The sequence below is a fragment of the Geodermatophilaceae bacterium NBWT11 genome, assembly GCA_014218215.1.
In the GTDB taxonomy this organism is placed as follows: domain Bacteria; phylum Actinomycetota; class Actinomycetes; order Mycobacteriales; family Geodermatophilaceae; genus Klenkia.
This window is the reverse complement of sequence record CP043652.1, coordinates 3,144,736-3,165,206: the sequence shown is the minus strand read 5'-3', so window position 1 is coordinate 3,165,206 and position 20,471 is coordinate 3,144,736. Positions and strand designations below refer to the sequence as shown.

Below are 20,471 nucleotides of genomic sequence, written 5' to 3'. Positions count from 1 at the left end.
TCTGCCGATCAGGCGAGACGGATGCGCGGGTCGAGGACCGCGTAGAGGACGTCGGCGACGAGGTTGAACACCACGACGAAGACGGCGCTGATGAGCAGCCAGCCCAGGACGACGTTGATGTCGTTCGCCCCGATGCCGTTCTTGATCAGGTACTCGCCCATGCCGTGCCAGACGAACACCTGCTCGGTGATGACCGCACCGCCGAACAGCGTGCCGATGCCCAGCGCGACGACGGTGGTCAGCGGGATCAGCGCGTTGCGCAGACCGTGCTTGACCACGACCCGGCGGTAGGTGAGGCCCTTGGCGCGGGCCAGGCGCATGTAGTCCGAGCCGAGCACGTCGAGCATCGCCGAGCGCTGGAAGCGGCTCCAGGCGGCGAAGGACAGCAGCGCCAGGCTCACGGTCGGCAGCACGAGGTGACCCAGCCGGTCGGCCCAGATCTCGGAGTCCGTGGCGTACAGCGCGATGCCCGGTGTCTCCTCACCGATCGTGTAGAGCACCTGCCTGCCGAAGATGTCGTTCACCCCGCCGGCGACGAACTCCTTGAGGATCGCGGCGAACCAGAACGTCGGCAGCGCGATGAGCAGGTAGACCAGGAACGTGAAGGCGTAGTCCGAGGGCTTGTACTGCCGGACGGCGCCGACCACGCCCACGATGATCGCCAGCACCACGGCGATGACGATGGCCAGGATGATCATCCGGCCGGTCACCAGCAGGCGGCCGGGGAGCTGGTCCATGACCGGCGTGCCGTTGATGGTGTCGCCGAAGTCGCCGGTGAAGACCCCGGACAACCACCGCCAGTAGCGGACGAAGAAGTTGTCGTTGAGGCCCAGCTGCTCGGAGATGCCGTCGAGGTAGGCCTGGCTCGGCGGGGGCTGCCGCTGCCGGAAGCGCTGCAACGGGTCGAAGCTCGCGGCACAGAGCGCGAAGACCAGGAGCGAGCTGGCGAGCAACACGAAGACGGACGCGATGATGCGTCGGATCGTGAAGAAGAACATGCGGGGACCTTACGCCGAGAGCGGAAGTCGTCCGGTCGGAACGACCAGTTCAGCAGCTCGTCCTGCCCGGTCGGGGCTGGACGCAGCGCGGCCCCCGGGGGTGTGCCCCCGGGGGCCGCGGTGTGCGAGCGGTCGTGCTGGTGGTGCGGGTGGATCAGAGCCTCAGCGGCTCGGGGTCACTGCACCGTCCACAGGTCGGAGTTCCACAACGGACCGGCCTGGGTCGAGTTGTCCTCGACGTTGCCGATCGAGCTCTGGAAGCCGATGAAGGTGGGCTTCTGGTACAGGGGCACCGTGGCGACCTGGCCCCAGAGGAGCGCGTCGATCTGGTTGCCCAGCTCGGCCTGCGCGTCGGGGTCGGGCTCGACCTGGAACTGCGCGAACAGCTCGTCGATCTCGGCCGTGCCCTGACGGGAGTAGTTCTGGCCGATGTTGTCGCCCTGCGGGGTCTGGTAGATCGACTGCGTGGCACCGCGGAACGGCGAGCCGACCCAGGCGAAGACGGCGGCCTGGAAGCCACCGGCCTCCAGCGACGTCGGCGCCTCGGCACCGGCGAAGATGTCGGGGTTGGCGTTGAACGTCGCCTCGATGCCGGCCTCGGCCAGCTGCGGGATCATGACCTCGATGGTCGTCTGACGCAGCGGGTTGTTGGCCGTGGTGTCGATCTGGACCGTCAGCCGCTCGCCGTCCTTGGCGTAGACGCCGTCGGAGCCCAGGGCCCAGCCGTCGGACTCGAGCAGCGCCTTGGCCTGCTCGACGTTCTGCTCCTTGTACTCCTCGGGAGCGGTGTCCTGGTACTGCGGCTGGTTGTTGAAGTAGATCCGGTTCTGCAGGACCTCGGCGTCGGAGGAGAACTGCCCGACGGTCTGGTCGACGATCTCCTGCCGGTCCAGGGCCATCGTGAAGGCCTGGCGGACGGCGAGCGAGCTCAGCACCGGGGTCGTGGTGTTGAAGTCCAGGTGCTCGAAGGACAGACCGAACGTCACGTTGGAGTCGACGTTGGGGGCCAGGCCCTCGATCTGGTCGACGAGGTCGAGCTGCGGCTGCGGGTAGATCACGCCGAGCTCACCGGACTGGATGCCCTGGACCGCGGTGGTCGGGTCGTTGCCGATGTTCTGCACGACCAGCTGGGCCAGCCCGGTCGGCTCGCCCCACCACTGGGGGTTGGGGGTCAGGACGACGATCTGGCCGCCGACGTCGATGTTCTCGGCCTTGATCTGCCACGGGCCGGCGGAGATGTCGTCGACGATGCCGTCGGAGATCGCCCAGCCGGCGGTGATCGTGTCGCAGAGGGCGACCGGGTCCTCGTTGTCCATGAGGTGGGCCGGCAGCAGGTTGCCGAACAGCGACTGCCAGTCCGAGAACGGGGTCTCGTAGGTGACGGTGACGGTCTTGTTGTCGTCACCGGACCCCTCGACGGAGGCGATCTGCTCGTACCCGGTGGTCGACAGCAGCGAGGCGCAGCCGCCGTCGGCCGGGTCGCCGGACCGGCTGGCCCGGTAGGTGAACTCGAAGTCGTCGGCGGTGATCGGGGTGCCGTCGCTCCACACCGCGTCGGGGTTGATCTCGTAGGTGTTGACCTGGCCGCCGTCGGCGGTGTCCAGCTCGGGCTCGGAGGCCAGGAGGTCCTGGTCCCAGTTCACGCTGAAGTCCGGCTCGACCACGTAGGGGCCGGGCAGGACGCGGATGAGCAGGTTGGCCACGGAGGTGGCGTTGCCGGCCGCGATGTAGGGGAACAGGTTCTCCGGGAAGTCCGTGGACTCACCGAAGACGACCCGACCGGAACCGGAGGCCGCGTCGCCGCCCCCACCGCCGCCGTCGCTGCTGCCGCCACCGCACGCCGACAGCGCCATCGCGCCGGCCATGCCGGATGCGATGAGCACTGCACTGCGCTTGCTCAACTTCACGTTCAACTGCCTCCCTCGACCCGCGATGCGGGGGGACTGACCTGGTCTGCCCGGTCGGACACGATCGGCGTCCGGACCGGACTGGGATGGACACGCACCTGGGAGACAGCTGCCGACCAGGGACGACCTGCAGGACACTAGGCACCCCCGGAGAAGGCAGTCCACGACCGTCACCGATTTGTGACCTGGGCTCACGACCTGGGAAGACGGCTCCCAGCTGGCCGCAACATCAGCGCAACACGGACGTTCCGACCGGATTTTTTCCGGTGTTTGCAGGTCGATCGCGCGTTTCGTCCGGCGAGGGTCCCCCCGGACCGCCACACCCGCCCCACGCGACCCGTCCCGGGCACTCCCAGGCAACTGCCAGGCGTGCGATGTGTGTGCCCGGGTCCCCCGGGTAGGAGGGGGTGGACTGATCCACCGACCGGAGGAGAACGCCATGAGCGGCATCGACAAGATCAAGAACAAGGCCGAGGAGCTGCTCGGCCAGGGCAAGGAGAAGGCCGGCGAGCACACCGGCAACGAGGACCTCCGCGCCGAGGGCCAGAAGGACCAGGCCAGCGGCAACGCCAAGCAGGCCGGCGAGAAGATCAAGGACGTCTTCAAGTAGGACGCCCCGCCGAGAGCCCCGATCCGCACCGCGGGTCGGGGCTCTCGCGTGTCTACAGGCGGGCGATCAGCGCGCGGACGGCGGGCAGCAGCGGGCGGTCGGCCGGGATCCAGTCGAGGTCCTCGAGCTCATCGGGCGCGGCCCAGCGGAGCTCGCTGTGCTCGTGGGCCACCGGCTCCCCCGCGAGGACCCGCCCCCAGAACACCCGCAGCGTCGAGGCACCCGGTGTTCCCCCGGCGACCACACCGGGCAGCGGCACCTCCCCCAGGAACGCCGCCGGCGCGATCTCGACGTCCAGCTCCTCGCGGCACTCCCGCACCAGCGCGGCGAGCTCGGACTCCCCCGGCTCGACCTTGCCGCCGGGGAACTCCCACAGCCCGGCCAGCGACCCCGACCCCCGGCGGGCCACCAGCACCCGGCCGTCGGCCACCAGCGCGGCACCCACCACCTGGACGACGTCCTCGGCGCGGCGCTGGGCGGCGGCGGCCACCAGGTCCAGGTGCGCCTGCATGGCGCGCAGCAGCCTCCCCCGGACGACGGTCTGGTCCAGCAGCCGACCCAGCACCCCGGGCACCCGGGAGGTCCAGTCCACCTGCTCCTCGACCAGGGTGCCCGCTCCGGTCGGGTGGAAGCGCCGGGTGTGGGTGACGGTGCCGATCAGCCCGCCCCCGCCGGTGAAGACGTCGACGTCGGGCCGCCGGGAGGACACCTCGCGCAGCGGCCACGGCCAGGGCCGACCCAGACCTCGGGCGACGTCGTGGGTGACGGTGAGCGGCGCGTCCACCAGCGTGGTGAATCGCAGCTGGGACACGGCAGCAGCTTCCCAGACCGGGCAGGATGGCCCTCGTGCGCATCTCTGCTCGGGTCGACTACGCGGTACGAGCGGCCATCGAGCTGGCCGCGGCGAGTCCCGACGCCCTCACCTGTGACCGCATCGCCGAGCGCCAGGGCATCCCCGCCCGGTTCCTGCAGGCGATCCTCGGCGACCTCCAGCACGCCCGCCTGGTCACCAGCCAGCGCGGCCGGGACGGCGGCTACCGGCTCGCCCTCCCCCCGGCCGAGGTGTCCATCGCCCGGGTCATGCGGGTCGAGCAGGGCTTCCTCGCCGAGGTGCACGGCCAGCGGCCCGAGGACGCCACCTACCCCGGTGTCGCCGCCGAGCTGACCAGCGTCTGGGTCGCCGCGCGCGACTCCTACCGCCGCGTGCTGGAGCAGGTCACCCTCGCCGACGTCGTGGCCGGGAAGCTGCCGACCGCGGTCGCCGAGCTCGCCGAGGTGGAGAGCGCCTGGCGCTCCTTCGGGGCCGTGCCGGTCGACTGAGAAGATCGAGGGCATGAGTGGTGTCGCCGTCCTCCTCACCGGCTTCTCCGGCGCCGGCAAGTCCACGATCACCGACGCCCTGGTCGCCGAGCTGGAGGCCGGGGGCACCCCGGTGACCGTGCTGGACGGCGACGTCGTCCGCACGCACCTGTCCTCCGAGCTCGGCTTCAGCCGGGCCGACCGGGACCTCAACATCCGGCGGATCGGCTGGGTGGCCGGCGAGGTGGTCAGGCACGGCGGCACCGTCGTCATCGCCGCGATCGCCCCGTTCGAGGAGGCCCGCGAGCAGGCCCGGGCGCTGGTCGAGGCACACGGCCGGTTCGTGCTGGTGCACCTGTCCACGCCGCTGGAGGTGTGCGAGGCCCGCGACGTCAAGGGCCTGTACGCCCGGGCACGCAGCGGCGAGATCCCGGAGTTCACCGGGGTCAGCGACCCCTACGAGGTCCCGGTGCGCGCCGAGCTGCGGGTCGACACCTCGCTCGTGCCGCTGGCCGAGGCGGTCGCGCAGGTCAGGACGGCGATGGGCGCTGTGGGAGACTCGGCGCCGTGACCGGACCCCTCGCCGTGCTCGACGCGCGCCTCGTCGCCCGTCTGCACGTCGACCTGGGCCGCATCACCAGCGCCGCCTGTCGACCCGTCTGAGCAGCCGCGCCCCCTCTCCCCCGCAGCACCAGATGGAGTACCCCCATGCCCCCCACCCAGAAGGCGCAGGGCCAGTGGGCCCTCGGCTACCGCGAGCCGCTGAACCCCAACGAGCGGATGAAGAAGGACTCCGACGGCCTGGAGGTCCGGCAGCGGATCATCGACGTCTACGCCAAGGGCGGGTTCGACTCGATCGACCCCGGTGACCTGCGCGGCCGGATGCGCTGGATGGGGCTCTACACCCAGCGTGCTGCGGGCATCCCCGGCGGGAAGACCGCCGTGCTGGAGCCCGAGGACCTCGAGGCGCCGTACTTCATGCTCCGGGTGCGGATCGACGGCGGGCAGCTCTCCTCCGAGCAGCTGCGGGTGGTCGCCGGCATCAGCACCGAGTTCGGCCGCGGCGTCGCCGACGTGACCGACCGGCAGAACGTGCAGCTGCACTGGATCCGGATCGAGGACGTGCCCACGATCTGGGAGCGCCTGGAGGCCGTGGGCCTGTCCACCACCGAGGCCTGCGGCGACACCCCCCGCGTCGTGCTGGGCTGCCCGCTGGCCGGGGTGCTCGACGACGAGCTGCTCGACGCCACCGACGTGATCGCCGACGTCGTGGAGCAGTACGTCGGCGACCCGCGGTTCTCCAACCTCCCGCGCAAGTTCAAGTCCTCGATCTCGGGGTGCACGCACCACTGCACCAACCACGAGATCAACGACGTCGCGTTCGTCGGCGTGCGCAACGCCGCCGGCGAGGCCGGGTACGACCTGTGGGTCGGCGGCGGGCTGTCGACGAACCCGATGTTCGCGCAGCGGATCGGGGTCTTCGTCCGCCCCGACCAGGTCGCCGACGTCTGGGCCGGGGTCTGCTCGGTCTTCCGCGACTACGGCTACCGGCGCTCGCGGACCCACGCCCGGATCAAGTTCCTCATCGCGGACTGGGGCACCGAGAAGTTCCGCCAGGTGCTGCAGGACGAGTACCTGCACGAGGCCCTGCCCGACGGCGTCGCCCCCGCGCAGCCCGCGACCGACCAGCGCGACCACGTCGGGGTCGCCCGGCAGCGCGACGGCCGCAACGCCGTGGGCTTCGCGCTGAACACCGGCCGGATCGGTGGCGAGCTGCTGGGCACCGTCGCCGACCTGGCCGACCGGTTCGGCGAGGGCCGCATCCGGACGACGGCCGACCAGAAGCTCGTCGTCCTCGACGTCCCGGACGAGTCGGTGGAGGAGCTGGTCGCCGCACTCGCCGAGCACGACCTGCAGGTGCGCCCCAGCGCGTTCCGCCGGGCGACGATGGCCTGCACCGGCATCGAGTTCTGCAAGCTCGCGATCGTCGAGACCAAGGGCCACGCCAAGGAGCTCACCGCCGAGCTCGAGCGCCGGCTGCCCGACTTCGACCAGCCGATCACGATCAACGTCAACGGCTGTCCGAACTCCTGCGCCCGCTTCCAGACCGCCGACATCGGCTTCAAGGGGATGATGGTCGGCGGCGAGGAGGGCTTCCAGGTCCACCTCGGCGGGCACCTGGGCTTCACCTCCTCCATCGGTCGCAAGCTGCGCGGGCACAAGGTCGCCGCCACCGACACCGCCGACTACGTCGAGCGGGTGCTGACCGGCTACCTGGAGCACCGCACCGACGGGGAGGCGTTCGCCGCCTACGCAGCCCGGGCCGACGAGGACTGGTTGCGCTGACCGACTCCCCCGCGGGCGCCGGAAGAACACGGCGGCTCCCGCCGTTCTACTGCCCGTACTGCGGCGAGGAGACCCTCCGGCCGCGCGAGACCGAGGACGAGTGGCACTGCGGGTCCTGCCTGCGGACCTTCGTCCTCCGAGGGACCGGGACAGGGGTGGCGCGACCGTGACGGTGACCGACCCGGGGCACACGACCCAGCCGACACCGGAGCTCGCGGCCGAGGCCGACGCGCGCTTCGAGGGCATCGCCGACCCCGTCGAGCAGGCCCTCGCCGTGCTGCGCTGGGCCGGGGAGACCTTCGGCGACTCCTTCGCGATCACCTCCTCGATGGCCGACGGGCTGCTGGCCCACCTCGCCGCGCGGGCGCACCCGGGTGTGCAGGTGGTCTTCCTGCAGACCGGGTACCACTTCGCCGAGACCATCGGCACCCGTGACTGGATCGCCTCCGTGCTCGACATCCGGGTGCTCTCGGTGGAGGCGGAGAAGACCGTCGCCGAGCAGGACGCCGAGTTCGGGCCCGCGCTGCACGACCGCGACCCCGACCTGTGCTGCGACATGCGCAAGGTGCAGCCGCTGGCCCGCACCCTGGCCGGGTTCGACGCCTGGGGTTCCGGGGTGCGCCGTGACGAGTCCGAGACCCGACGCGGCACCCGGGTCGTGGACTGGGACGCCAAGCGCGGCATGGTCAAGGTCAACCCGCTGGCCGCCTGGACCCAGGACGACGTCGACACCTACGTCGCCCTGCACCAGGTGCCGGTGAACCCGCTGGTGGAGATCGGCTACGCCTCGATCGGCTGCGCACCGTGCACCCGCCCCGTCGCCCCCGGCGAGGACCCCCGCGCCGGCCGCTGGGCCGGGCGGGCCAAGGTGGAGTGCGGCCTGCACTCCTGAGTGCCACCATCGGCGCATGTCCCGACCCCAGGCGCTGTCACCGGACGAGGTGGCGGCTGCGGTCGCCGAGCTGACCCACTGGGACGGTGACCCGCAGGGGATCTACCGCCGGGTCGACCTGCCCACCTTCCGGGCCGCGATCGACGCGGTGGTGGCGATCGCCGACATCGCCGAGGAGATGGACCACCACCCCGACATCGACGTCCGCTACAGCTCGCTGCGGGTGTCGGTGGCCACCCACGACGCCGGTGGGGTGACCGTGCTCGACGTCGAACTGGCCCGCCGGGTCGACGCCCTGTTCCCCGCCGACCCCGCCGCCTGACTCAGCCCGGCGGCAGCACCAGCAGGTCCAGCAACCGGTCGGCCTCGGCGGCGGGGTCGACGGTGAGCCCGGTGTGCACCGGGCCCGGCTGGACGACGGTCGACCGCGGCGCGGTCAGCCAGCGGAAGCGCGACCCCAGCACCTCGCGGCCGGCGGCACCGGACGCCGGGTCGGCGGCACACACGTCGGCTGCGGCCTGCAGGGCCCAGGCGATGGCGACGGCGTCGGCGGTGGGGTCCAGCGCCGCGAGGCGGTGCGGGTCCAGGTGCACGCGGGAGCCCAGGAAGTCGCGCTGCCGGCAGTAGACGAGCACCCCGGCGTTGATCGACTCGCCCCGCTCCACCCGCGGCACCACCCGCAGCACCGCGTACTCGTAGGTGTCGCTCACCGCTGCTGCACCCCGGGCGGGGGCGGCGGGCCCAGCCACCCCGGCCGGTTCTGCCCGCGGGGTGCCGGGGGTCGGTTCGCCGAGCCCTCGGCCGCGGCCCGGACCAGCGCCGGCAGCCAGGCGTCCCGGGCCTCGAGCCGGCCCAGCAGCTGGGCCACGTACCGCTCCCGGACGGCGTCGGCCGGCTCGTCGGGGTCCGGGCCCCGCAGCCAGGCCTGGGGCACCAGGGCCAGCACGCGCTCCAGCACCGGCCGGGTCACCCGCCCGGCCAGCGCCGCGTCGGCGCCGGCCACGTCGGGGTGGGACTCGATGAGCGCGTGCTGGGCGGCGTCGTAGGGCCGGGCCACCGCGGCCGGGGCCCCGGGCCAGTGGTGGTGGAACGTCAGCGCGGCACCGTGGTCGATCAGCTGCAGCCGATCGTGCCAGAAGAGCATGTTGGGGTTGCGCCAGGACCGGTCCACGTTGCCCACCAGGGCGTCGAACCACAGCACCCGGCCGGCGAGCTCGGCGTCGACCTCGGTGCTGCCGGCGGAGAAGTCCAGCGCGCCGGGCAGGTAGTCCATCCCCAGGTTGACCCCGGCGGAGTGCCGGAGCAGCTCCTGCACCTCCTGGTCGGGCTCCCCCACGGCCAGCTCGGGGGCGACGTCCACGGTGACCAGCGCGGGCACCGGCAGGGACAGCGCGCGGGCCAGCTCGCCGCAGACCACCTCGGCGGCCAGCACGGGGACGCCCTGCCCGGCGGCCCGCCACTTGACCACGTAGGTGCCCAGGTCGTCGCCCTCGACCAGGCCGGGCAGGGACCCGCCCTCGCGCAGAGGCAGGACGTAGCGGGTGGCGGTGACGGAGGGCAGCACAGTGCGGGCGACGGTACCGGCGCCGACACTCAGCCGTGTGTCCCCCGACCTCGCCGCGCTGACCGCCGTCCCCTTCACCTACCCCGAGGTCGGCGCGACCCGGGACGGCGACCTGCCCGCCGGGGTGCACGTCGTGCGGCGCCGGACGGTCGTGGGGCAGGGTGACGACGCCTTCGACCGGGCCGTCGCGGCGGTCTTCGACTGGGCACCGCAGCGGCACGCGGGCCTGCGGGTGCGCGCGTCGGGCCCGGCCAGCGAGGAGGGCGCGGTGGTGCTCATGACCGCGGGCTTCCCGCCGGTGGGCCTGCGCATCCCGTGCCGGGTGGTCTGGTCGCTGACCACGGGGCCGAGGCGCGGGTACGCCTACGGCACGCTGCCCGGGCACCCGGAGAGCGGTGAGGAGTCCTTCCTCGTCTCCCGGGACGGCGCGGACGTCGTGTTCGAGATGGTGGCGTTCTCCCGGCTCGCCACCCGGGCGGCCCGGCTCGGCGGACCGGTCAGCCGGGTGCTGCAGTCGATCGCGCTGACCCGGTACACCGGCGCCGTCCGGCGGGCCACGCGCGGCTGACCTGGGGACCGTTTCGGACCCCCCGGGGCCCGGGGAGGCAGTCCCTGCTCGCGTCGAGACACCGGCGCCCGTGAGCACCCCCGCGCACCACTCCCCCAGGGAGAGCCATGCCTCCGGTCCAGCAGCCCGACCAGTCCGCGCCCGCCCAGGTCAGCGCCTCCGGCGCCCCGTTCGTGGCAGCCGACGGTGACCGCGACCCCCGCGCCCAGAGCGGCGACGTCCTCACCTCGCCCCAGGGCGTCCGCATCCCCGACACCGACCACTCGCTGAAGGCCGGCCGTCGAGGCCCGATCCTGCTGGAGGACTTCCACCTCCGCGAGAAGATCAGCCACTTCGACCACGAGCGCATCCCCGAGCGCGCCGTGCACGCCCGGGGCGCCGGCGCCCACGGGGTCTTCACCTCCTACGGCACGGCCGGTGACCTCACCCGGGCCGGCGTGCTGGCCGAGAAGGACCTGGAGACCCCGGTCTTCGTCCGGTTCTCCACCGTGCTCGGCTCCCGCGGCGCGGCCGACAGCGTGCGGGACACCCGCGGTTTCGCCGTGAAGTTCTACACGCAGGAGGGCAACTGGGACCTGGTCGGCAACAACATGCCGGTCTTCTTCATCCAGGAGGCCATCAAGTTCCCCGACCTGATCCACGCGGCCAAGCCCAGCCCGGATCGGGAGATCCCGTCCGCGCAGTCGGCCCACGACTCCTTCTGGGACTTCGTCTCGCTGCACACCGAGGCGACCCACCACACCCTCTGGAACATGAGCGACCGCGGCATCCCGCGCAGCTACCGGATGATGGAGGGCTTCGGCGTCCACTCCTTCCGCCTGGTCAACGCCGCGGGCGAGACCGTGCTGGTGCAGTTCAAGTGGACCCCCAAGCTCGGCGTGCACTCCCTGACCTGGGAGGAGGCGCAGATCGCCGCGGGCGTCGACCCCGACTTCCACCGTCGCGACCTCGCCGACGCCATCGAGGCCGGCGCGTTCCCCGAGTGGGAGCTCGGCGTGCAGGTGTTCGAGGACAACGAGGAGCAGACCTTCCAGGGGATCGACCTGCTCGACTCCACGAAGATCGTCCCGGAGGAGCTCGTCCCGGTGCAGCCCATCGGCCGGCTGGTGCTCAACGCCAACCCGACGAACTACTTCGCCGAGACCGAGCAGGTCGCCTTCAACACCGCCCACGTCGTCCCGGGCATCGAGTTCTCCAACGACCCGCTGCTGCAGGGGCGGAACTTCTCCTACCAGGACACCCAGCTGACCCGCCTCGGCGGACCCAACTGGACCCAGCTGCCGATCAACCGCCCGCAGGTGTCGGTCAACGACAACCACCGCGACGGGTTCATGCAGCAGGGCATCCCCACCGGCCGGACCGGCTACCACCCGAACTCGATCGACGGCGGGAGCCCGGCGCCGGCGGAGCAGGGCGGCTACACGAATGTGCCGCGCCCGGTCAGCGGCGAGGTCGTGCGCGGCGTCGACGCGTCCTTCGACGACCACTTCAGCCAGCCGGCGATGTTCTACGCCTCGCTGTCCGACGTGGAGAAGACGCATACGATCGAGGCCTACACCTTCGAGCTCGGCAAGGTGTACGAGCAGTCGATCAAGGAGCGCGTGCTCGGCGTGCTGGTGAACATCGACGCCGACCTCGCGGCCCAGGTCGCCGAGGGCCTCGGCCTCCCGGTGCCCGAGGGCGCCACGGCCGAGCACCTGGCCCCCTCCCCCGCGCTCGCCCAGGTCACGGGCGAGTCGTTCCCGGCCGACGGCCGCCAGGTCGGCGTCGTCGCCGGACCGGACGCCGACATCGCCGGGATCGCCACCCTGCGGGCGGCCCTGGAGGCTGCCGGCGCCCAGGTGAAGGTGATCGCGCCCCGCGGTGGCCTGATCGGCACCGGTGCCTCGACCGAGGTCGTCGAGCGGACGAACGTCACCGCCCGCTCGATCGAGTTCGACGCGATCGTCGTCGCCGGCGGCGCCCCGAAGGACGGCGACATCAAGGCCGTCGTCCTGCTGCAGGAGGCGTTCCGCCAGCTCAAGCCGTTCGCGGCCTGGGGTGACGGCGTCGACGTCCTGACCGCAGCCGGCATCGACACCGGTTCCCCGGGCGTGCTGACCGGTGCCGACGCGTCGGACGTCGCAGCCGACCTGCTCACCACGATGGGCCTGCACCGGGTCTGGGAGCGGGCCGACCTGGTCACGGCCTCCGCGGTCCCGCCGGCGGCCTGACCGGACGCGGGTGGAGCGGTCTCAGGTCCCGCTGGGGCCGAACCGCTCCACCCGCACCGCGCCCGGTGCGAACCCGAGCCCGACCAGCAGCTGGCTGGCCGACTCGGCGAAACCGGTCGAGCCGCAGACGAACGCGGTCTGGCCGGGCTCCCACAACGGGAAGAGGTCCATCGCGGTCAACCGCGCCGCCGGCCGGATGCCGTGCTGCTCCCGGGTGAGGACGACGATCGCCCCGGCCGCGACCAGCTCGTCGGCGTAGGGCAGCTCGGCCAGCGTCCGGGCCGACACCGCGACCCGGAGCAGGTCGAGCCGGTCGGTCGCCACCGCGTGCCGCACCATCGCGACCAGCGGGACGACGCCGGTGCCCCCGCCGACCAGCAGCGCCGGGGTCTCGCCGTCCCACGCGAACCAACCGCCGATGGGGCCGCGCACCTCGAGCTGGTCCCCCGGTTCGGCGACGTCGGCCAGGTAGGTCGACACCTCCCCGTCGTCCAGTCGCTCGACGAACAGCTCGAGCAGCGGGTCACCCGGCGCCGAGGCGACCGAGTACGACCGCTGCGCGACGTAGCCGTCGGGCGCGGTCAGCCGGAGCACGTAGTGCTGACCAGGCAGGTGGTCGACCCGGTCGGTGACGTCCAGCCGGAGCTGCACCGACCGGGGCAGCGGGCGCTTGAGCCCGGAGATCGTCGCCGTCGTCCAGCGGGTGACGGGAGCGGTCACCTGCTCAGTCCCCCTGGTACCGCTGCTGACGCCACGGGTCGCCCCGGTCGTGGTAGCCGTTGCGCTCCCAGAAGCCCTGCTGGTCGCGCCTGAGCACGTCGAGCTTGGTGACCCACTTGGCGCTCTTCCAGAAGTAGAGGTGCGGCACCAGCAGCCGCACCGGCCCGCCGTGCTCGACCGTCAACGGCTTGCCGTCGAACTCCCAGACCAGCCAGGCCTTCCCGCCGGTGAGGTCCTCGATCGGCAGGTTGGTGGTGTAGCCCGACTTGGAGGTGGCCATGACGAACTGGCCCTCCGCGGTGGGCTTCGCGACGTCCCACAACGCGTCCAGGGAGACCCCGGCGAACCGGGTGTCGAACTTCGACCAGGTGGTCACGCAGTGGATGTCCCCGCGGTACTCGCTGCCGGGCAGAGCGTGCACGCCGTCCCAGTCCCAGGTGGTCGGGTTCTCCACCTGGCCGGAGACGGTGACGTCCCAGGTCTCGGCGCTGATCCGGGGTGTGGGCTCGGCGGTGAGCACCGGCCAGTCGGCCCCCACGTCGTACTGACCGGGGGGCAGCCGGGGGTCGCGCGGTTCACGGCTGCGACCGAAGAAGCCTCGGGTGGTGGTGGGCATGGTCGGGGAACCTCCTCATCGGGCGGATCGTTCCATCAGGGTCCCCTAACATGAGCCGTGTCATACCGCGTTCATCTGGGTGTGATCTGTGCACCGTCGTACCGTGGGCCCGTGGCGACAGTGACGACGCAGCAGCAGGCCGGACACAAGTCCGCTCCGAACCGGACCCCGAAGACGGGGCGGTGGAGTTCCTCGGTGTTCAAGAAGTCGGTGATGGCGGTCACCGGGATCATCTTCCTGCTCTACCTGATCGCCCACATGGTCGGGAACCTGAAGGCGTTCGCCGGCGCGGAGACCTTCAACTCCTACTCGGAGTTCCTCCGCGACCTCGGCGAGCCGATCGTCCCCCGCCTCACGGTGCTGACAATCATCCGCGTCGTCCTGCTGGTCGCCGTCGCCGCGCACATCTGGGCCGCGTTCTCGCTGTGGCGCCAGGCCAAGCGGGCCCGCCCGGTCGGCTACGTCACCAAGAAGCGGGTCCAGCAGAGCTACGCCTCGCGGACCATGCGCTGGGGCGGCGTCATCCTCATCCTCTTCATCATCTGGCACATCCTCGACCTGACCCTGGGTGCGGTGAACCCGGCCGGCCGGGACTCGCTGCCCTACGGCCGCCTCGTCGAGGGCTTCTCGAACCCGTTCGTCACCGCCTGGTACCTGCTGGCGCTGCTGGCGCTCGGCTTCCACATCCGGCACGGGGTCTGGAGCGCCACCCAGACCCTCGGGCACAGCAACAAGCGTCGTGAGCGTGCACTGAACGTCTTCGCGATCGTCTTCGCGGTGGTGCTCATCGGCGGGTACATGACCATCCCGCTCGCCGTTTCCTTCGGCATCATCGCCTGAGACAGGAGTCCGCAGACATGGCACTCGAGCTGTTCATCGAAGGCGACCCGATCGCCGACACCAAGGCCCCCCGCGACGTCCCCATCGGGGAGCGCTGGAGCGAGCGCAAGTTCCGCGGCAAGCTGGTGAACCCGGCCAACCGCCGCAAGATGACGATCATCGTCGTCGGCACCGGTCTGGCCGGTGGCGCCGCCGCCGCGACGCTGGCCGAGGCCGGCTACAACGTGAAGTCCTTCTGGTTCCAGGACAGCCCGCGGCGCGCGCACTCCATCGCCGCGCAGGGCGGGATCAACGCCGCCAAGAACTACCGCAACGACGGCGACAGCGTGCACCGGCTGTTCTACGACACGGTCAAGGGCGGGGACTTCCGCTCCCGCGAGGACAACGTCCACCGCCTGGCCGAGATCAGCACCCAGATCATCGACCAGTGCGTGGCCCAGGGCGTGCCCTTCGCCCGCGAGTACGGCGGCCTGCTCGACAACCGTTCCTTCGGTGGCGCCCAGGTCTCGCGCACCTTCTACGCCCGGGGCCAGACGGGTCAGCAGCTGCTGATCGGCGCCTACCAGGCCTTCGAGCGCCAGGCCGCGGCCGGCAACATCGAGCAGCACTCGCGCACCGAGATGCTCGACCTGGTGGTCGTGGACGGCAAGGCGCGCGGCATCGTCGTCCGCGACCTGGTCAACGGCGAGGTCACCACCCACCTGGCCGACGCGGTCGTGCTGGGCACCGGTGGCTACTCCAACGTCTACTACCTCTCCACCAACGCCAAGGGCTCCAACACCACGGCGATCTGGCGGGCGCACAAGCGGGGCGCGTACTTCGCCAACCCCTGCTACACCCAGATCCACCCGACCTGCATCCCGGTCTCCGGCGACTACCAGTCGAAGCTGACCCTGATGAGCGAGTCGCTGCGCAACGACGGCCGCGTCTGGGTCCCCAAGGAGCGCGGCGACAGCCGTCCCCCGGCGGAGATCCCCGAGGACGAGCGTGACTACTACCTCGAGCGCAAGTACCCCGCGTTCGGCAACCTGGTCCCCCGCGACATCGCCTCCCGCCAGTCCAAGAACGTCTGCGACGAGGGTCGCGGCGTCGGCCCGAACGGGCTGGGCGTGTACCTGGACTTCGCCGAGGCCATCGAGCGGCTGGGCCGCAAGGCCGTGGAGAGCAAGTACGGCAACCTCTTCGACATGTACGCCCGGATCACCGGGGAGGACCCGTACGCCTCGCCGATGCGGATCTACCCGGCCGTGCACTACACGATGGGCGGCCTGTGGGTCGACTACGACCTCCAGTCGACGATCCCCGGCCTGTTCGTGATCGGTGAGGCCAACTTCTCCGACCACGGCGCCAACCGCCTCGGGGCCAGCGCCCTGATGCAGGGCCTGTCCGACGGCTACTTCGTGCTGCCGAACACGATCACCGACTACCTGTCCGCAGGGCCCTTCGAGAAGGTCCCCGCCGACCACCCGGCCATCGTCGAGGCCGAGGCCGGCGTGCAGGCCCAGGTCGAGAAGTTCCTCTCGATCAACGGCACCCGCACGGTGGCCTCCTTCCACCGCGAGCTCGGCCGGCTGGTCTGGGACTACTGCGGCATGGAGCGCACCGCGGAGAGCCTGCGCAAGGCCCTGGACCGCATCCCGGAGATCCGCAAGGAGTTCTGGACCAACGTCAAGGTCGCCGGCGACGCGCACACGTTCAACCAGAACCTCGAGCACGCGGCCCGGGTCGCCGACTTCATCGAGCTCGCCGAGCTGATGTGCATCGACGCCCTGCACCGCGAGGAGAGCTGCGGCGGCCACTTCCGCGCCGAGAGCCAGACCCCCGAGGGCGAGGCCCTGCGCAACGACGAGGAGTTCGCCTACGTCGCCGCCTGGGGCTGGACCCCCGAGGGTGAGCCCCCGATCCTGCACCGGGAAGCCCTCGAGTACGAGTACGTCCACCTCGCTCAGCGCAGCTACAAGTAGTCGGGAGCCACTCGTGAAGATGACCCTCAGGGTCTGGCGTCAGCCCTCCCCGCACGTCAAGGGGAAGATGGCGAACTACCACCTCACCGACGTCTCCGAGGACATGTCGTTCCTCGAGATGCTCGACGTGCTCAACGAGCAGCTCATCCTGGACGGCGAGGACCCGGTCGCCTTCGACCACGACTGTCGCGAGGGCATCTGCGGCAGCTGCGGTCTGATGATCAACGGCATCGCGCACGGGCCGGAGCAGACGACCACCTGCCAGCTGCACATGCGGTCCTTCTCCGACGGCGACACCATCGACATCGAGCCCTGGCGCTCCGGGGGCTTCCCCGTGGTCAAGGACCTCGTCGTCGACCGGTCGGCCTTCGACCGCATCATCGCCGTCGGCGGGTTCATCTCCGCCCCCACCGGCACCGCCCCGGACGCACACGCCACCCCGGTGCCCAAGGTCGACGCCGACGCCGCCTTCGACGCGGCGACCTGCATCGGCTGCGGTGCCTGTGTGGCCGCCTGCCCGAACGGCTCGGCGATGCTCTTCACCGCCGCCAAGGTCACCCACCTCGGCCTGCTGCCCCAGGGCCAGCCCGAGCGGGACAGCCGGGTGCTCAAGATGGTCGCCCAGCAGGACGCCGAGGACTTCGGTGGCTGCACCAACATCGGCGAGTGCTCCGCGGTCTGCCCGAAGGGCATCTCGATGGAGACCATCTCGCGGCTCAACCACGACCTGCTCGGCGCCCTGCGCGCCAACGCGGTGCCGACGAGCTGACCCACCTGCACGGACGAGAAGGGCGGTGGACCTGCGGGTCCACCGCCCTTTTCCGTCGTCCGGGAGGTTCACTGCGACGGATTCCCCACGGACGCTCGATCAGTGCCACCATGTCGGCATGACCGATGTGCTGGACCAGACCGCGCTGCAGCAGCGCCGGCAGCTGGTCACCGAGATCCCCGGCCCGCGCTCGCGTGAGCTGATGACCCGCCGCAACGCGACCGTCTCCGCCGGGGTCGGCACCACTCTGCCGGTCTTCGTCACCCGGGCCGGCGGCGGCGTGATCGAGGACGTCGACGGCAACACCCTCATCGACCTCGGCTCGGGCATCGCCGTGGTCAGCGTGGGCAACAGCGCCCCGCGGGTGGTCGAGGCCGTCCAGGCCCAGGTCGCGGACTTCACCCACACCTGCTTCATGGTCACCCCCTACGAGGGCTACGTCGCCGTCTGCGAGGCGCTGGCCGAGCTGACCCCCGGCGACCACGCCAAGAAGAGCGCGCTGTTCAACTCCGGCTCCGAGGCCGTGGAGAACGCGGTCAAGATCGCCCGGCACGCCACCGGTCGCCCGGGCGTCGTGGTGTTCGACCACGCCTACCACGGCCGCACCAACCTCACGATGGCGCTGACGGCGAAGAACATGCCCTACAAGCACCGCTTCGGGCCCTTCGCCGGTGAGGTCTACCGGGTGCCGATGAGCTACCCCTACCGCGACGGCCTCGCAGGCCCCGACGCCGCTGCCCGCGCGATCTCCCAGATCGAGGTGCAGGTCGGCGCCGGCAACACCGCGGCCGTGCTGATCGAGCCGGTGCAGGGCGAGGGCGGGTTCATCGAGCCCGCCCCGGGCTTCCTCACCGCGATCAGCCGGTGGTGCACCGCCAACGGCGTGGTGTTCATCGCCGACGAGATCCAGTCCGGCTTCTGCCGCACCGGCGACTGGTTCGGCGTCGACGCCGAGGGCGTCGTCCCCGACCTGGTGACGACGGCCAAGGGCATGGCCGGCGGGCTGCCGCTGGCCGCGGTCACCGGCCGCGCCGAGCTGATGGACGCCGTGCACCCGGGCGGGCTGGGCGGCACCTACGGCGGCAACCCGGTCGCCTGCGCCGCGGCGCTGGGGGCCATCGCCACCATGCGCGAGGAGGACCTCGCCGGGGCCGCCCGGGCCATCGGCGAGCGGATGCTGCCCCGCCTGCGCACGCTGGCGGAGCGGCACCCGGAGATCGGTGACGTCCGCGGGCGCGGGGCGATGATCGCCCTGGAGCTGGTGCGCCCGGGCACGACCGAGCCGGACGCCGCACTCGCCGGGGCGGTCGCGAAGGCCTGCCACGCGCAGGGCGTCGTCGTCCTCACCGCCGGGTCCTACGGCAACGTGCTGCGCTTCCTGCCGCCGCTGGTCATCGGGCACGACCTGCTCGACGAGGCCCTCGACGTCCTCGAGGCCGCGTTCGCCGAGGTGACCGGCTCCTGATCCAGCGCCTGGACGCCGACGACGCCGCGCTGCTGCGCGACGTCCGGCTGCGGGCACTGCGGGCCGACCCGGACGCGTTCGGCTCCACGCTGGACCGCGAGCTCCCGCTGGACGCCGCGGCCTGGCGGGAGCGGGTGACCGGGTCGGCCTGGTTCCTGTCGCACCCGCTGGGGCTGGTGTGCGGTGCGGTCGAAGAGCCGTCGCGGGTGGCCCTGTCCGGGCTCTGGGTCTCCCCGACCGCGCGGGGCACGGGCCAGGCCCGCCGGTTGGTCTCCGCGGTCGAGGACTGGGCGGTGGCGCAGGGCGCCACCGCGGTCGTGGCCCGGGTGTTCGACGACAACGCGGCCGCCACGGCGCTGTGGACCTCCCTCGGCTTCGTCGCCGACGACGTGACCGTGGTCAGCCGCCGGGACCCGACCCGCACCTGGCGGGCCTGGTCCCGGCCGCTGCCCGCGCTCAGCGCCTGACGAGGCCGTGCGGGTCGATGACGAACTTCTTCGCCGCGCCCTCGTCGAAGTCCGCGTAGCCCTGCGGCGCCTCGTCCAGGCTGATCACGGTGGCGTTGACCGCCTTCGCGATCTGCACCCGGTCGTGCAGGATCGCCATCATCAGGCCGTGGTTGTACTGCATCACCGGACACTGGCCGGTGGTGAACGACAGCGACTTGGCCCAACCGGTGCCCAGGCTCAGGCTCAGCGCGCCGACCTTGGCCGCGTCGTCGACACCACCGGGGTCGCCGGTGACGTAGAGCCCGGGGATGCCGATCCTCCCCCCGGCCGCGGTGACGTCCATCAGGGAGTTCAGCACCGTCGCCGGCGCCTCCCCGGCGCCCGCGCCGTGCCCGCGGGCCTCGAACCCGACCGCGTCCACCGTGGCGTCGACCTCGGGCACGCCCAGCAGCTGCTCGATCTGGTCGGCCGGGGATCCCTGGGACACGTCCACGGTCTCGCAGCCGAAGCTGCGGGCCTGGGCGAGCCGCTGCGGGTTGAGGTCGGCGACGATGACCACCGCGGCACCGAGCAGCTGGGCGCTGGCCGCCGCGGCGAGCCCGACCGGACCGGCGCCGGCCACGTAGACGGTGGAGCCCGGCTTCACGCCCGCGGTGTAGGCGCCGTGGAAGCCGGTCGGGAAGATGTCGGACAGCATGGTGAGGTCCAGGACCTTCTCCATCGCCTGGTCCCGGTCGGGGAAGCGCAGCAGGTTCCAGTCGGCGTACGGGATGGTCACGTACTCGGCCTGCCCGCCCACCCAGCCACCCATGTCGACGTAGCCGTAGGCCGCGCCGGGGCGTGCCGGGTTGACGTTCAGGCAGATGCCGGTCTTGCCCTCCTTGCAGTTGCGGCACCGGCCGCAGGCGATGTTGAACGGCACCGAGCAGAGGTCACCGACGTGGATGAACTCCACCCCGGGGCCGGCCTCGACCACCTCGCCGAGGATCTCGTGACCCAGGATCAGGTTCGGCGGCGCCGTCGTCCGGCCGCGCACCATGTGCTGGTCGCTGCCGCAGATGTTGGTGGTGACCACCTTCAGGACCACGCCGTGGTCGAGCTTGCGGCCCACGTTCGCCGGGTTCACCCCCGGCCCGTCCTTCAGGACGAGTTCGGGGTGGTCGATGGTCTGCACCTCGACCTTCCCCGGTGAGATGTAGGCAACGCCTCTGTTGCTGGCCATGGGGGTGCTCCTGGGTGCTCGGCGGCGGC

The 20,471-nt window shown here is 71.7% G+C and carries 21 protein-coding genes; 13 read left to right on the top strand and 8 right to left on the bottom strand.

Features of this window, described 5'->3' with window-relative positions:
* Positions 1-8: 8 nt before the first annotated feature.
* A complete protein-coding gene (locus F1C76_15255) occupies positions 9-998 on the bottom strand; it encodes an ABC transporter permease (protein ID QNG37757.1) in 990 nt (329 codons plus the stop codon).
* A 176-nt stretch (positions 999-1,174) separates the two neighbouring features.
* Positions 1,175-2,905 carry an ABC transporter family substrate-binding protein gene (locus F1C76_15250; protein QNG37756.1) on the bottom strand — a complete coding sequence of 577 codons (1,731 nt, stop codon included), beginning with the start codon at positions 2,903-2,905 and terminating at the stop codon, positions 1,175-1,177.
* A 439-nt stretch (positions 2,906-3,344) separates the two neighbouring features.
* Here F1C76_15250 and F1C76_15245 point away from each other — a divergent pair, with 439 nt between their 5' ends.
* Complete coding sequence (locus F1C76_15245) at positions 3,345-3,515, top strand: CsbD family protein (protein QNG37755.1); 171 nt, start codon at positions 3,345-3,347, stop codon at positions 3,513-3,515.
* 52 nt (positions 3,516-3,567) lie between these two features.
* Here F1C76_15245 and F1C76_15240 read toward each other — a convergent pair whose 3' ends face one another.
* Complete coding sequence (locus F1C76_15240; GenBank protein ID QNG37754.1) at positions 3,568-4,326, bottom strand: NUDIX domain-containing protein; 759 nt, start codon at positions 4,324-4,326, stop codon at positions 3,568-3,570.
* 26 nt (positions 4,327-4,352) lie between these two features.
* Between F1C76_15240 and F1C76_15235 the strand changes: the two genes are divergently transcribed.
* The 5 genes from F1C76_15235 (at position 4,353) to F1C76_15215 (ending at position 8,374) form a co-directional block, all read left to right on the top strand.
* Entirely contained in the window at positions 4,353-4,835 is a 483-nt protein-coding gene (locus F1C76_15235; GenBank protein ID QNG37753.1) for an Rrf2 family transcriptional regulator, read from the top strand.
* 13 nt (positions 4,836-4,848) lie between these two features.
* Positions 4,849-5,385, top strand: coding sequence for an adenylyl-sulfate kinase (gene cysC / locus F1C76_15230; GenBank protein QNG37752.1), 537 nt, complete (start codon positions 4,849-4,851; stop codon positions 5,383-5,385).
* Between the two features lie 137 nt (positions 5,386-5,522).
* Positions 5,523-7,160: a nitrite/sulfite reductase gene (locus F1C76_15225; GenBank protein QNG37751.1), complete on the top strand. Its 1,638-nt coding sequence runs from the start codon at positions 5,523-5,525 to the stop codon at positions 7,158-7,160.
* A 172-nt stretch (positions 7,161-7,332) separates the two neighbouring features.
* Complete coding sequence (locus F1C76_15220; GenBank protein ID QNG39282.1) at positions 7,333-8,052, top strand: phosphoadenylyl-sulfate reductase; 720 nt, start codon at positions 7,333-7,335, stop codon at positions 8,050-8,052.
* 16 nt (positions 8,053-8,068) lie between these two features.
* Complete coding sequence (locus tag F1C76_15215) at positions 8,069-8,374, top strand: 4a-hydroxytetrahydrobiopterin dehydratase (GenBank protein ID QNG37750.1); 306 nt, start codon at positions 8,069-8,071, stop codon at positions 8,372-8,374.
* Between the two features lies 1 nt (position 8,375).
* Here F1C76_15215 and F1C76_15210 read toward each other — a convergent pair whose 3' ends face one another.
* Together F1C76_15210 and F1C76_15205 are read right to left on the bottom strand one after the other, a co-directional pair.
* Positions 8,376-8,801, bottom strand: coding sequence for a DUF3037 domain-containing protein (locus F1C76_15210; GenBank protein QNG37749.1), 426 nt, complete (start codon positions 8,799-8,801; stop codon positions 8,376-8,378).
* Positions 8,759-9,616 (bottom strand): aminotransferase class I and II, encoded by an 858-nt coding sequence (locus tag F1C76_15205; protein QNG37748.1) that lies wholly within the window; start codon positions 9,614-9,616, stop codon positions 8,759-8,761. The genes F1C76_15210 and F1C76_15205 overlap by 43 nt, the downstream gene beginning before the upstream one ends.
* 37 nt (positions 9,617-9,653) lie before the next feature.
* Here F1C76_15205 and F1C76_15200 point away from each other — a divergent pair, with 37 nt between their 5' ends.
* Entirely contained in the window at positions 9,654-10,184 is a 531-nt protein-coding gene (locus tag F1C76_15200; GenBank protein ID QNG37747.1) for a DUF1990 domain-containing protein, read from the top strand.
* A 107-nt stretch (positions 10,185-10,291) separates the two neighbouring features.
* Positions 10,292-12,397: a catalase gene (locus tag F1C76_15195; GenBank protein QNG37746.1), complete on the top strand. Its 2,106-nt coding sequence runs from the start codon at positions 10,292-10,294 to the stop codon at positions 12,395-12,397.
* A 21-nt stretch (positions 12,398-12,418) separates the two neighbouring features.
* Here the strand turns inward: F1C76_15195 and F1C76_15190 are convergent, their stop codons facing one another.
* Together F1C76_15190 and F1C76_15185 are read right to left on the bottom strand one after the other, a co-directional pair.
* On the bottom strand, positions 12,419-13,048 hold the full coding sequence (locus F1C76_15190; protein ID QNG39281.1) for an oxidoreductase: 630 nt from the start codon (positions 13,046-13,048) through the stop codon (positions 12,419-12,421).
* A 73-nt stretch (positions 13,049-13,121) separates the two neighbouring features.
* Positions 13,122-13,733 carry a sulfite oxidase-like oxidoreductase gene (locus F1C76_15185; protein ID QNG37745.1) on the bottom strand — a complete coding sequence of 204 codons (612 nt, stop codon included), beginning with the start codon at positions 13,731-13,733 and terminating at the stop codon, positions 13,122-13,124.
* A 111-nt stretch (positions 13,734-13,844) separates the two neighbouring features.
* Between F1C76_15185 and F1C76_15180 the strand changes: the two genes are divergently transcribed.
* From F1C76_15180 to F1C76_15160, 5 genes are all read left to right on the top strand, one after another.
* A complete protein-coding gene (locus F1C76_15180; protein ID QNG37744.1) occupies positions 13,845-14,573 on the top strand; it encodes a succinate dehydrogenase cytochrome b subunit in 729 nt (242 codons plus the stop codon).
* Positions 14,574-14,590: 17 nt separating this feature from the next.
* Positions 14,591-16,537 (top strand): fumarate reductase/succinate dehydrogenase flavoprotein subunit, encoded by a 1,947-nt coding sequence (locus F1C76_15175; GenBank protein ID QNG37743.1) that lies wholly within the window; start codon positions 14,591-14,593, stop codon positions 16,535-16,537.
* A gap of 13 nt (positions 16,538-16,550) precedes the next feature.
* Positions 16,551-17,306 (top strand): succinate dehydrogenase/fumarate reductase iron-sulfur subunit, encoded by a 756-nt coding sequence (locus F1C76_15170; GenBank protein QNG37742.1) that lies wholly within the window; start codon positions 16,551-16,553, stop codon positions 17,304-17,306.
* 118 nt (positions 17,307-17,424) lie between these two features.
* Positions 17,425-18,771, top strand: a complete 1,347-nt coding sequence (gabT, locus tag F1C76_15165; protein ID QNG37741.1) for a 4-aminobutyrate--2-oxoglutarate transaminase — start codon at positions 17,425-17,427, stop codon at positions 18,769-18,771.
* The gene (locus tag F1C76_15160) at positions 18,768-19,238 is read left to right on the top strand and encodes a GNAT family N-acetyltransferase (protein ID QNG37740.1); all 471 of its coding nucleotides are present in this window, start codon (positions 18,768-18,770) and stop codon (positions 19,236-19,238) included. Before gabT ends, F1C76_15160 begins: the two co-directional genes overlap by 4 nt.
* Here the strand turns inward: F1C76_15160 and fdhA are convergent.
* On the bottom strand, positions 19,228-20,442 hold the full coding sequence (fdhA, locus tag F1C76_15155) for a formaldehyde dehydrogenase, glutathione-independent (GenBank protein QNG37739.1): 1,215 nt from the start codon (positions 20,440-20,442) through the stop codon (positions 19,228-19,230). The two genes, F1C76_15160 and fdhA, sit on opposite strands and share 11 nt — an antisense overlap.
* Between the last annotated feature and the right edge of the window lie 29 nt (positions 20,443-20,471).